Source organism: Xanthomonas cissicola (genome assembly GCF_008801575.1).
GTDB lineage: Bacteria > Pseudomonadota > Gammaproteobacteria > Xanthomonadales > Xanthomonadaceae > Xanthomonas > Xanthomonas cissicola.
In genome coordinates this window covers 172,510-184,265 of the sequence record NZ_VZPL01000003.1, presented here as the reverse complement: position 1 = coordinate 184,265, position 11,756 = coordinate 172,510, and the positions used below count along the sequence as shown (strand labels likewise).

The 11,756-nt window shown below is 65.4% G+C and carries 15 protein-coding genes and 2 pseudogenes; 11 read left to right on the top strand and 6 right to left on the bottom strand.

Going from position 1 to position 11,756, the window contains the following annotated elements:
• The 5 genes and pseudogenes from F7R02_RS02700 to F7R02_RS02675 form a co-directional block, all read left to right on the top strand.
• Positions 1–135: IS3 family transposase (locus F7R02_RS02700; RefSeq protein WP_151210041.1), on the top strand; the 135-nt coding region annotated here is incomplete at its 5' end.
• Positions 136–380: 245 nt separating this feature from the next.
• Positions 381–593: a ParD-like family protein gene (locus F7R02_RS02690; RefSeq protein ID WP_005911347.1), complete on the top strand. Its 213-nt coding sequence runs from the start codon at positions 381–383 to the stop codon at positions 591–593.
• The gene (gene map, locus F7R02_RS02685; RefSeq protein WP_078590389.1) at positions 590–1,360 is read left to right on the top strand and encodes a type I methionyl aminopeptidase; all 771 of its coding nucleotides are present in this window, start codon (positions 590–592) and stop codon (positions 1,358–1,360) included. The genes F7R02_RS02690 and map overlap by 4 nt, the downstream gene beginning before the upstream one ends.
• Positions 1,348–1,888: pseudogene (locus tag F7R02_RS26835) on the top strand (CBS domain-containing protein); the annotation flags it as partial. The gene map and the pseudogene F7R02_RS26835, both read left to right, overlap by 13 nt.
• 330 nt (positions 1,889–2,218) lie before the next feature.
• Positions 2,219–2,380 (top strand): annotated as a pseudogene (locus F7R02_RS02675) (anti-anti-sigma factor); the annotation flags it as partial.
• On the opposite strand, the gene F7R02_RS02670 reads toward F7R02_RS02675, so the two are convergent.
• Positions 2,333–2,578, bottom strand: coding sequence for a hypothetical protein (locus tag F7R02_RS02670; RefSeq protein ID WP_078590387.1), 246 nt, complete (start codon positions 2,576–2,578; stop codon positions 2,333–2,335). The pseudogene F7R02_RS02675 and the gene F7R02_RS02670 overlap by 48 nt on opposite strands.
• 197 nt (positions 2,579–2,775) lie before the next feature.
• On the opposite strand from F7R02_RS02670, the gene F7R02_RS02665 reads away from it, so the two are divergent.
• The 3 genes from F7R02_RS02665 (at position 2,776) to F7R02_RS02655 (ending at position 3,858) form a co-directional block, all read left to right on the top strand.
• Positions 2,776–2,955 (top strand): hypothetical protein, encoded by a 180-nt coding sequence (locus F7R02_RS02665; RefSeq protein WP_078590386.1) that lies wholly within the window; start codon positions 2,776–2,778, stop codon positions 2,953–2,955.
• A gap of 282 nt (positions 2,956–3,237) precedes the next feature.
• A complete protein-coding gene (locus F7R02_RS02660) occupies positions 3,238–3,468 on the top strand; it encodes a DUF1653 domain-containing protein (protein WP_033485012.1) in 231 nt (76 codons plus the stop codon).
• A gap of 54 nt (positions 3,469–3,522) precedes the next feature.
• Positions 3,523–3,858, top strand: coding sequence for a hypothetical protein (locus F7R02_RS02655; protein WP_016849869.1), 336 nt, complete (start codon positions 3,523–3,525; stop codon positions 3,856–3,858).
• A gap of 104 nt (positions 3,859–3,962) precedes the next feature.
• Here the strand turns inward: F7R02_RS02655 and F7R02_RS02650 are convergent, their stop codons facing one another.
• Positions 3,963–4,247, bottom strand: a complete 285-nt coding sequence (locus F7R02_RS02650) for a YciI family protein (protein WP_003489298.1) — start codon at positions 4,245–4,247, stop codon at positions 3,963–3,965.
• Between the two features lie 3 nt (positions 4,248–4,250).
• Entirely contained in the window at positions 4,251–4,889 is a 639-nt protein-coding gene (locus tag F7R02_RS02645; protein WP_078590399.1) for an FMN-dependent NADH-azoreductase, read from the bottom strand.
• A 131-nt stretch (positions 4,890–5,020) separates the two neighbouring features.
• On the opposite strand from F7R02_RS02645, the gene F7R02_RS02640 reads away from it, so the two are divergent.
• Entirely contained in the window at positions 5,021–5,947 is a 927-nt protein-coding gene (locus F7R02_RS02640; RefSeq protein WP_078590385.1) for a LysR family transcriptional regulator, read from the top strand.
• Positions 5,948–5,986: 39 nt separating this feature from the next.
• Here the strand turns inward: F7R02_RS02640 and F7R02_RS02635 are convergent, their stop codons facing one another.
• Both F7R02_RS02635 and F7R02_RS02630 read right to left on the bottom strand, forming a co-directional pair.
• Entirely contained in the window at positions 5,987–6,772 is a 786-nt protein-coding gene (locus F7R02_RS02635; RefSeq protein WP_078590384.1) for an alpha/beta fold hydrolase, read from the bottom strand.
• A gap of 289 nt (positions 6,773–7,061) precedes the next feature.
• Positions 7,062–7,832, bottom strand: a complete 771-nt coding sequence (locus F7R02_RS02630) for a DNA/RNA non-specific endonuclease (RefSeq protein ID WP_139371031.1) — start codon at positions 7,830–7,832, stop codon at positions 7,062–7,064.
• Positions 7,833–7,938: 106 nt separating this feature from the next.
• Between F7R02_RS02630 and F7R02_RS02625 the strand changes: the two genes are divergently transcribed.
• Positions 7,939–8,883, top strand: a complete 945-nt coding sequence (locus F7R02_RS02625; protein ID WP_167520950.1) for a LysR family transcriptional regulator — start codon at positions 7,939–7,941, stop codon at positions 8,881–8,883.
• 21 nt (positions 8,884–8,904) lie between these two features.
• Here F7R02_RS02625 and F7R02_RS02620 read toward each other — a convergent pair whose 3' ends face one another.
• Positions 8,905–10,758, bottom strand: a complete 1,854-nt coding sequence (locus F7R02_RS02620) for a M14 family metallopeptidase (RefSeq protein WP_078590396.1) — start codon at positions 10,756–10,758, stop codon at positions 8,905–8,907.
• A gap of 268 nt (positions 10,759–11,026) precedes the next feature.
• Between F7R02_RS02620 and F7R02_RS02615 the strand changes: the two genes are divergently transcribed.
• Positions 11,027–11,749 (top strand): ABC transporter ATP-binding protein, encoded by a 723-nt coding sequence (locus tag F7R02_RS02615; protein ID WP_078590383.1) that lies wholly within the window; start codon positions 11,027–11,029, stop codon positions 11,747–11,749.
• The last annotated feature ends 7 nt before the right edge of the window (positions 11,750–11,756 follow it).

Below are 11,756 nucleotides of genomic sequence, written 5' to 3'. Positions count from 1 at the left end.
CCCACCAAGGACGCCGCACGCGCCGAGGTGTTCGACTACATCGAGATGTTCTACAACCCACAACGCCGTCATGGTTCAACTGGCGACCTGTCCCCTGTAGAGTTTGAACGGCGCTACGCGCAACGAGGGTCTTGAGTGTCTACGGAACCCTGGGCGTATCAGCCAGACCGGCGGTTTCAGTAGTCAGGCGCTACCGGCAGCCAGCACAGGTGCAAGTGGCTTCGATGATGCCAACCGGCAGTTGAGCTACAACAGCCAGGCCCTGACCTACGAGGACAAGGTACAGGCATTGCCCTCGACGGCGCGCCCCGCTCCGAAGCGATTGCGCGCAAATATACGTTTCATATACGATCCGTATATCGAATCAAACAGGAGCCACCATGGGCATCGTCAATATCGACGACGACCTGCACGACCAACTGCGCCGTGCGTGCACGGTGAGTAGCCGCTCGATCAATGCGCAGGCCAATTTCTGGATCAAGGTCGGCATGCTGTGCGAAATGCATCCGGATACGACGTTTCAGCAGATCGTGGCCGAACAGTTGCGCGCGGCGGGCGTGCGACCGCAAGCCTTGAAACCGGGCCGGGTGTGATCAAGTCGCCCGACGAGATCGCGCTGATGGCGGTGTCTGGTCAGCTCCTGGCGCAGGTATTCGATGCGCTGGATCGCTTGCCGCTGGAAGGCCGCAGCACGCTGGAACTCAACGAGTTTGTCGAGCGCATGATTGTCGATGAGCTCGACGCACGGCCTGCGAGCAAGGGGCAGTACGGTTTCGAATTCGTACTCAACGCATCCATCGACGATGTCGTGTGCCATGGCGTGCCATCGGCCGATGACGTGTTGCGGAGCGGGCAGATCGTCAACGTGGACATTACGCTGGAAAAGAATGGCTATATCGCCGATTCCAGTACTACGTACCTGGTGGGCGAGGTCGCTTACCCAGCGCGTCGGCTGGTGCAGGCCACGTATCAGGCGATGTGGAAAGGGATTGCAGCGGTGCGCCCGGGGGCGCGCTTGGGCGATATCGGCCATGCCATTGCACGGCACGCGCGTGCGCACGGCTATAGCGTGGTCAAGGAATACTGCGGGCACGGCATCGGCCGTGAGATGCATGAAGACCCGCAGATTCTGCACTACGGCCACGCGGGCACCGGGTTGGCATTGCAGGAAGGCATGGTGTTCACCATCGAGCCGATGATCAACCAGGGCCGTGCGGCGATCCGCTCGCAACCGGATCAGTGGCCGGTGCATACGCGCGATGGCAAATTGTCGGCGCAGTTCGGGCATACCGTGGCGGTGACGCGTACTGGCGTGCGTGTGTTGACCTTGCGGCCCGGCGAAGTGCCTCCAGTGCGGTAATGGTGGCGGTGTTGGTGGCCAATACCGTCGTGCGGCAGGTGTTGGGTTATTCGTTCTCCACATCTGCGCGGCGAAAACATCCGCAGTGCGCACGATGTGGGCTGGGTGCGCAATCTGTCGGCTGGCAAGATGATCCCAAGGATGCCAACCACACCGTGCGACATCAGCGTGACTGAATTTCGCCGGCGGTTCCCGTTGGGTTCCACGCAACGCATGGTGCGGGACGATGCAGACGGACACCATGCCGGCGTGGTGCCGCTGGCCGTGCTCTACGCCGACAATGTGCAGCCAGACGTGCCGGTCGGCGACTATGCCAAGCACCACGATGCGGTGCTGCTGGCCGACGCCGACATCGTGGCGATCATGAAGGTCTTCGATACGACACAGGCCGATGAGTTGGCCGTGATCGACAGCGATCGCAAGGTACTGGGCGTGCTGTCGGAGGGATTCGTGCGCAAGCGCTACGCCGGAGAGCTGAAAAAACGCGGGCGCGAACTGATGGGCGAACGTGCGGTCAGCGACGACTGAGCCGCTCGCTGTCAGCAATGGCTGCGCACACGCGTGCGCATCGTTGATCGTTGTCTGATGTTCGATGCGTATACACAAGCGCGCCCTCGGGTTGTTCGGGCTGGCCTGAGCGCGTTAGTATCGCCACTCGTCAAGAACGATCTCCTTGAACACATGACGCCACCCTGACCTAAGGCCTCACGCGCTCGCAGTTGCTGCGAAGGTCCAGGTGTTTGACGTGCATGTAATGCGCCGTGTGGTTGCCGGCGCACGGAGGAGTTCAATGTCCAGAAGTTTCCCGCTGCGCCAGCAGTGGCTCGGCAACGTGCGTGGCGATGTGCTCGCCGGCATTGGGACATCAGTGCAGTGGCAGCGCTGGATCGGGTGGTGCTCAAACTGCGCGCGCACGGCGCCGAGGTCGAGGTGGCTGGCGTGAATCAGGCCAGCGACAAGCTGATCGACACCCTAGGGACCCATTGGCGCGATGGCGCGCGGCTGCAGCTCGGTCACTGAGCTGTGTTGTTCGCGCCCAGCCAGCGCGGCCGTCGGCGAGGCCGATTGGCGTGCATGCGCGTCCAGCAACGCGTACAGGCGACGATGGCAATCGCGAAAGGCCAGTGCGGAGGCCGGCATGTCGCAGGCGTCGAAGGTGCGTGCCTCGGCCTTCCAGGAGGCGAGCAGGTCTTCCAGATCGCTGATCAAGCTCGGCATGGTGTTTCCTCGGTAGGCGTCTTGCTGTCTACGGGGAGAGGCGATGGGCAGATGCAAACCGGCGCGGCGTCATCCGGCCCCAAGCCCGAATGGTTCAGATACTGCGATGGCCGCCGCGTTTTTTGCGTGCGGCACACGTGCGCATCACACCGCCGGGAGGAGGGTGGGCAGGCGGTCTTCTGCCGCGGGAGCTGACCATGAGCAACAACCAGAACGCCAACCGGGGTATCGACGACCCGACGCCACCCAACGGCGTCAAGGCACCGGGCAAGAACGAAGACCTGCTGCAGGACGGGCCTGCGCAGGACAGCGAGATCGACGACGACAGCATCGAGGACGAGCTGGATGAGGAAGACGAGGACGAAGAGGACGCCTGAGCTTGGTTCTACGGTGGGCACGCGATTGCTGCGCGACCTGATGGCGCAGGACAGGCATCCGATGCTGTCGACGGCACGAGGTGCCACGGCCGCCGCTGGATTTGCCGCCGGTCCGCGTCTTTCAAGGCCGGCGGCCAGCGACACGGTGGACCCGGCCGGCCGACAATGCGATGCCTGTGGACGTCAGCCGTTACGCCGGCGGCCAGCTTCAACGCAAGACGGCTCGCCACACCTTGCCTGCGGTCCTAAACTCCGGGGCCTTTCGATCGCGTTGCTACCGCCATGGACACTCTGCCGCCGTTACCTTCCATCGCACTGGGCGATTACCGTCATTTCAAAGGCGGCCGCTATGAGGTGCTCGGGGTGGTGCGCAGCAGCGAAACCCTGGAGCCGCTGGTGCTGTATCGGCCACTGGAGAGCGATATCGGGTTGTGGGTGCGCCCGTATGCGATGTTCGTCGAGCAGGTCGAGGTGGACGGTGTTTCCCGCGCTCGCTTCGAACGCGTGGAGTGAGCGCCGCGCGCACCGCCGCGATGCGGCAACCGCGCGCCTGGCCTTGAGCGCGCGATGACTGCCGCGACCACGCCCCTCAAGACGCCCGACGGCCGTTACCTCATCGTGCGAGCGCGCCTGTGGCGCACCAGCAACCCGCACCTGAGCGAAGAGGTGCGTGCCGCGTTGGTCAGCGCACTCATGGATGCGCGACGCGCGGTCAAGGCAGCCAAGCGCGACGACGACGCACAGCGCCTGCTGGCCGCGCGCCGCGCGGTCGATGCAGCCAAGGTCGCCTTGGGTGAGCGCGGCACGGTGTGGTGGAGCGATGGTGCCAAGGATTTCAACCGGCATCTGGTCAAGAACACCCCGTACGCCGCGTGGTTTGCGGCAAGTGGCGCCGCGCCCTAGCCTGCACGCGTCGACATGCCTGCAGGTCGCGTTTGACAACGACGCCTGTGTCGCTACGACGCAGGCCCTGCGCGTGGCGTCGCATCCCATCGGCATCGTCTTATTCAACCAGGCAAAAACCCTTTGGCACGCAGCGCGGGCTCGAAACGGCGTACGCCGACATCCACCAACTGATGCAGCACGAACGGGTCTTGCGCCACGACCCGATCCAGTGCCGAGGCATCGGTGCTGTTTGCCAGCACGATGCCGCCAAGACCATCGGCCAATGGGCCGGCCGCGAGGAACAGCCCAGTGTCGATATGCTTCCGCAGCCATTGCTTGTGGGCGTCCAGATGTGCGGCCAATGCCGGCGGGGCGACACGATAGGTGAGGGTGATGAGATGCAACATGGCTCAGGCCTCCACGCGTGTGTGCACGACACTGCGCACGAGATCGGCGATGGATGCCTGCGCACTGATCAATGCTGCCGCAGCCGGCCCTGGACCGCGCGACTGATTTTCCGCGCGCACAAAGTACACGTCGCGCACGCCTAGAAAGCCGAATGTGGCGGTCAGGTACGCCTCCTGAAAATCCAGTGAAGCCATCGGCCCTTGCGCGTACATGCCCCCACGCGATGACGCCACGATCAGCTGCTTGCCGCCGGCCAGGCCTTCGGGCCCGTTCGCGGTATAGCGAAACGTGCGGCCGGGCTGGGCGATGCGATCGATCCAGGCCTTGAGTTGGGTCGGCACCGAAAAGTTGTACATCGGTGCGCCGATCACCACGATGTCGCTGGCGAGGAATTCGTCCACCAGCTGCTCGGACAACGCATGTTCGGCCACCGACGCCGCGTCGCTGGCGGGTTGCGGCAGTGGGCGGAAGCCGGCAGCAATCGCGCCGGAAAGGTGCGCGATGGGAGCCGCGGCAAGGTCGCGATAGGTGGCATGGAGATCGCCAATCGCCGCGTGCAGGTCCTGCACCACCTGGGCGGTGAGCCGACGGGAGACCGACGTGTCGGTCAGGATGCTGGAATCGAGATGGAGCAAGCGCATGGTGGGCTCGTTGCTGTGGTCGGTGGCGGCACTGTACGGAGTGGTCCCGTGCGCAGGTAGGTCGCTGGCGTATGACAAGCTGTCCTGCCTGGCAGGACAATGACGGCCTCCTTGCGTGGGGTTTGATTCAGATGGAAGACCTCAACGACTTCGCGCTGCTGGTGGCGGTGGTCGACCACGGCAGCTTCTCGGCGGCCGGTCGCGCATTGGGATTTCCCCGCTCCAAGGTCAGCCGGCGGGTGGCAGATCTGGAGCAACGCCTGGGCGTGCGGCTGTTGCAGCGTTCAACCCGTGCGGTCAGCCTCACCGAAGTCGGTGCCGAGTTCTATACGCACTGCAAATCCATCACCCGCTCGGCGCAATGGGCGCTGGATGTGGCCGAGCGCGCCACGCAGCATCCCTCCGGCCGGATCCGGGTGAGCTGCCCGACCGGTGTGGCGCATCTGTTTCTGGCCGAGCTCTTGCCGCGCTTTTTGTTGACGCATCCGGACGTGCAGGTGGATCTGGAGCTGACCAGTCGCCGGGTGGAACCGATTGCCGAAAGCATCGACGTGGCGATACGGGTGCGTTCGAGCCTGGACGATTCGGGCTTGATCCTGCGTTCGTTCGGCGTCAGCCGGCAGGTCTTGGTGGCAAGCCCAGGCTTCGTGCACGCGCATGGGCCGTTCGCCTCTGCCGCGGCATTGCACGAGGTACTGGGAATGGGCCCGCGTGGCGTCAATGGCGAGCCGCCCCGGTGGCGGCTCACCAGCCCGCAAGGCACCAGCGAACTGGTGGACTACCGTTCGCGCTTGTTCACCGAGGACGTCGAGCTGCTGCACCACGCTGCGTTGGCCGGCATGGGCGTGGCGCAGTTGCCGCTGGCCCTGTGCAGGGGCAGCATCGCCCGTGGCGAACTGGTGGTGCTGTTGGGCGACCACACGTTGCCGGTGCATCAACTACACGCCGTGTATCCCTCGCGTCGCGGACTGGCGCCGGGCGTGCGCGCCTTGATCGAGTTCCTGGTCGACGCCCTGCCTGCGGTGCTGGAGAGCGCCGAACACGGCGTGTCGGGCTAGCGCATGCAGGGCCCGCCGCGACACGCTGGGTCCGTGCGCTCACTGCGATGGAGTACCGATGGAGCGCGCGGCACGTGCAATGAACTCGGCCACCTTGGCGGGCTGCGCTACCAGCGAAAGATGGCTGGATGCGATGCTGGTGCTGGTGGCGCCGATCTGTTTGGCGATGGCGCGCTGCACATCCGGACGCAACGCATTGTCGTTGTCGGTGATCAGGTACCACGTCGGTTTGCGATGCCACGCAGCCTGCTTGACCGTATCGTCGAATGCGGCGGCGGTCATCGGTTGCTGGACGGCGGCAAGCTGCCTGACCTTGGCCAGCGGCACATCGGTGGCCATCACATGCTGGTAGGCCTCCGCATCGTCGAGCCAGACCAGGCCATGCGCATCCGGCTGCAGACCTTCCATCGGCGCTTTCAGGCGTGCCAGCAGCGTGCCGACCGACTCGCCGGTATCGGGTACCAGGGCCGACAGATAGACGATGCCTTTGACGTTATCGGCGTTGCCCGACTCGGTCACCACCGCGCCGCCCCAGGAGTGCCCGACCAGCAGTACGTCGCCGCGTTGTCGCTCCAGCACGCGACGGGTCGCAGCGACGTCGTCCGCCAGCGAAGTGAGCGGATTCTGTACCGCGGTGACGCGATAGCCCTGGCGCTGCAACGCGCCGATCACGCCCGACCAGCTGGAGCCATCGGCAAATGCGCCATGCACCAGCACGATGGTGGGCAAGCCCTGCACAGGTGCGGCAGTTGCCGGGCTGGCCGCGAAGATCGACAGGGCACTCAGCAAGGCGAGGCCGGCGTTGGCAGATAAGGACGATGGCATGAGCGTGATCGCAGGAGTGGTAGCGAGAGTGCGATCAAGCATATGTCGGCTATTGGTCATCAAAACAGCGCAGACCTCGCCGACAAATGTGGCAGTGCTGACACATCTGACATATGTCCGGTGCCCGCGCCCGCCATCCATTCCACCGGCATGCCGGCTCCGCGATGGGCGCGTCGAGGTGCGCGTAGGCTGTCACACGCGGCATGACGCCATGCACGCATCGCTCGCCACGCCGTGACCCAACCCGGCACAGGCCGGGCTGGGCGTCATGCCGTGGATGCAGGGCGGCTCAGCCCAGGTCGCAATTGCTCGGCTGCGGCCAGGTGGTGGACGGCAGCATGGCTTTGACAGCCGCCGGTGCGCTGATGCCGATGGTGCTGGCGCCGTAGAGGTCTTCGAGTTCGTCGATGCTGACGATATAGCTGTCCAGCGAGCCTAGGTTGGCACTATTGGGAATCAGCCAGCTGATGGCGCGCGAGCCGCCGCTCGGGTTGGCGGTGATGACGGTCTTCCAGAAGAAATCCGGCGTGCGGATGCCGTGGCTGCTGAGGAAGTAATCGTTGCTGGTGTCGCTGTAGATCACTCCGCCGTACACCTGCACGCTGGCGATGTCCCGATAGCACTCGGCCACGTTCTCTGCCTGCACCCAGATGCCCTGATTGAAGGTGGCCACCTGCGGCACGATGTTGCTCATGAGGTTGGCGCGGCGGATGTAGGTCGCGTTGTAGTCCATGTGGTTGGACGTCACCAGATGTCCGCGGTCATAGCCGGAACGCACGCTGGCATACGAGGCCGTGGACGTCTGCCCGGCACAGCCACTGGGCAATTCGGTATCCAGATTGAAGCTGGACGGGCGTGCAGCCGAGCCTGTGTCGGCCTGCAGGTTGACGAAGGCGCGGGCAATTTCCGCGTCCAGCTCGGGTTCGGGCGAGCCGTCTTCGCGGCTGCCGACCTGGCCGGCGACAAACAGCAGGCCGTCGGCGCGTACCGCCGGCGAGTAATGGTGGCGCTCGTACAGGGCGTGGCGCCCCTGCGGGAAAACGACGTCGCGTGTGGCCATGGGACTCTCCATCGAAGTGCATAGAATGGAGGCCCACGGTAGGCGCGTGCGCGATGGCGATAAATCGGCAGCATCGGCCAACACTGTTTGTAGAATCCAAACAATCTTGGCCGCGGGAGCAGTGGTGGATCGATTCGATGCAATGCGGGCGTTTGCGCGCGTGGTCGAGACCGGCAGTTTCACCAAGGCGGCCGAACACCTGCACATGAGCCGCGCCAGCGCGACCCAGCTGGTCCAGCAGCTGGAGGCACGCCTGCGGGTGAAGCTGCTCAATCGCACCACGCGCCGGGTGCAGGTCACTGCCGATGGCGCGGCCTATTACGAGCGCGTGCTGCGCCTGCTGGCAGACATGGACGATGCCGAAACCAGCCTGTCCGTTGCAGCCACCTCGCCACGCGGGCGCCTGCGCGTGGACGTGCCCAGCCCGTTGGCGCGGCTGATCCTGATGCCGGCGCTGCCGACATTCCATGCACGTTATCCGCAGATCCAGCTGGACATGGGCGTGAGCGACCGCCGCGTGGATCTGATCGGCGAAAACGTCGATTGCGTGATACGCGGCGGCGCCATCACCGACCAGTCGCTGATTGCGCGTCACGTGGGCGACCTGCAGGCCGGCGTGTATGCAGCGCCCGATTACCTGCAGCGGTTGGGCACCCCGACGCACCCGACGGAACTGGAGAATACCCGGCATCGCTGCGTCGGCTTCATGCGCTGGGGCAGCAGCACGACCGTGCCGTATGTGATGCAACGCGGCGACGAAGCGGTGCGCGTGCACGGCCGCCACGTAGTGGCCGCCGACGATGGCAATGCCTATCTCGCCGCCGGTCTGGCCGGCATGGGTGTGCTGTGGCTGCCGGTGTATATGGCCAACGCGCATGTCGCCAGCGGCGAGCTGGTGCCGATCTTCCAGGACTGGCAGCTGGAAGCGATGCCGCTGTCGATCGCCTTCCCGCCCAACCGCCATGTCAGCGCCAAGCTGCGCGTGTTCATCGATTGGGTGATTGCACTGATGGCCGAGCATGCCCCAGTGATGGCACCCGCACCGCGGTGAGCGCCACAGGCATGCGCGGCGCTATTGCATCACTTCGCGCCGCACCGGATACCGCCAGCCGCTGATCGCCGCGTAGGGCGAGCGTGCGTAGACCCATTGCAGGCGGGCATCGCCATCGGCGCGGAACGCCGCATCGTTGGCCAGTTTTTGCTCGAACGCGCTGCGTAACGCAGCATCGCTGCGCAGCATGCGTTCGCTGAATTCAACCAGCTCGGTGGCATACAACCCGCTGTCGGGACTGCCGGCGTTGCGGAAACGTCCGCCGGCCAGCAGCGAATCGCTGCTGCGCGGTTCCAGCAAGGCGGCGGCCAACATGCGCATCGGTTGATCGGCGGGCACGCGGACGCTGCCGGCGGGAAAGATTTCTTCTACGTCGTGGGTGTGCGGGACCTGATCGCTGCCGGTCTTGGTGATGCGTATCTGCTGCACCGCGCGCCGGGCTGGCTGGTGCAGACGGTCGTAGTGGATGCCATGCGCATCGAGCAAGGCGAGTACATCGTCGTTGCCGGGCGGAATCCACCAGGCCACCGGGTACTGCACGGCCTGCGTCTGCCGGTAGCCGATGACCGGCATCGACCAGGTTTCGTCGCGGCCTTCCCAGCGTAATTCCGGCCGGCCGGACACTGGCGACAGGGCGCGGGTGTAGGTCACGCCCTTGAACGGAATGTGGTCGATCGGCTGCGGCAGGCGTTCCCGCGCCACCATCAATGCCTGCGGGCGCGCCGCGCGATCGGCACGCTTGGCGGCCTCGATGGCGTGTGCGTCGCGGCCGACCACGCGCAGGGCTTCTTCCAGCAGCACGTAATCGCCGAGCACGCGTTGCCGGTATGCCTTCAAGCGGTGGTTTTCCACCAGCACGGTCGGGATGCCGGCAAAGTCGCCATACCCGGTGGAATAACGCGGGCCTTCGGGCGAATGGCGCAAGCCCGAGCGCGGCGCGTCTTCGTCGATCAGGCTGGGGTAGATCGCAGGTTCATGACCCTGGCGGCGCAGCGCGGCGTCGACGGCTGGCGTGAAGCGCCGCTGCAGCCAGCCGGCAGTGGCGCGCGAACGCGCATAGGTGCCCCAGCCGGCGAAGGTAAAGGTGATGTCGTACTGATGATCGAGCCCGCCACTGACATGCAGGTCGATATACAACGCGGGGTCGAGCGTGTGCAGCAGCTTGACGATCGCGCGCGTCTCCGGCGCTTCCAGTTTCAGATAGTCGCGATTGAGGTTGATGCCGTGCGTGGTGGTATTCCAGCCCATTTGCTGCGGGCCGCGCAATGCGGCGCCGATGAGTGGGCCGCGTTGTTCGTGCCCATCGCTGTTGAGGATGGGGACGAACACGAAATCTACCTCGTCCAGCAGATCGTCCTTGCCGCGTTGTGCAATATCGCGCAGCAGCATCAGGCCGGCGTCCTTGCCATCGATCTCGCCGCCGTGGATGCCGGCCTGTGCCAGCACGACCGGTTTGCCGGGCTTGCCCTTGCGCGCGCGCACCAGCAGCAGATCGTGCCCTTCGCTGGTCTTGCCGAACACCTCCAGCGACAGCAGCGGCGAGGCGGCGACCAGCCGATGCAACCACGCACGCGTTTGCGCGTCGCTGGGCGTGCTGACGAAATCGCTGCGCTCGGCCGGCGTGATCCACGGATCGTCGGGCGACACGATCAATGCCTCGCTCGCACCGTGCCACGCGCGGACCGGCGGCAACGGAGCACTGGTATCGATGGTCTGCGCGTCGAGCTGGGCGGCAGCGAACAGCGCGATGGCCAGCACTCTGGCGCTGCGTCGGGTGCTGCGTGCGGTGTTGCAGGCCTTGGCATGAGCGACAGCGTGGCGGTCGGAGACAGGGAAAGCATTGGGCGGATTAGAGCTGCGCGTTGCGAAGGTCATGTGGGGTATGAGGGTCTCGAGTGGTGGGCGACGGTTGCTGCTTGTGCCGGTGCCGGTGCCGGTGCCGGTGCCGGTGCCGGTCAGCCGTGTCGGCGCAGGCGCCTGGCTGGACGTTCGCGCCGCAAGGCGCTGCCGCAGGCGCAATGCGCGGCGCTAAGTCCGTGACGGTCAGGCCTTGCCCGCGGCGGCGGGCGGATTTTAGCGGTGTAGGCAATGTGATAACGTATCATTTCTTGATGCACCCGCGTCCACGCCCTTCAATTCGTCAATGACCCACGCGATCTCAATCTCCGACCTGCACGTGGCCTACCGCGGCCGCGCGGTGCTGCAGGGGCTGAACCTCGGTGTCGCGCCCGGCACTGTCTACGCCTTGCTGGGCGGCAATGGCGCCGGCAAGTCGTCCACGCTGTCCACGTTGCTGGGCTTCGTCAAACCCGTCTGCGGCAGCTTGCGCGTGGACGCGGTGGACCCGGTCGCCGACCCCGGCAAGGCGCGTGCGCGCTTGGCCTATCTGCCGGAAAACGTGGCGCTCTACGAGCATCTGAGCGCATTGGAAAATGCCGACTATCTACTCGCCCTGGCCGGCCAGCGCCGCAGCCAGGCCGCCATTGGCGAGGCGTTTGCGGCCGCTGGCCTGCAGCGCGATGCCTGGGCGCAACGGCTGGCAGGGTTCTCCAAGGGCATGCGGCAGAAGGTGGCCATTGCCGTGGCCACAGTGCGCGAGGTGCCGGTGCTGCTGCTGGACGAGCCCACCTCCGGGCTGGACCCGCGCGCCATTGCCGACTTCAATCGCTTGGTCAGCAGCGTGCGCGAACGCGGCGCTGCGGTGCTGATGGTCACCCACGATCTGCTCGGTGCGGTGGATGTGGCCGACCGCATCGGGTTTCTGGAAAACGGTCGGATTGCCGAAGAGATCGGTGCCGGCGACAGCGGCTTTGATGTGCGCACCCTGCATGCGCGTTTCGCGCGCCCGCAGGATCGCGCTGCGTGAGGCTGCA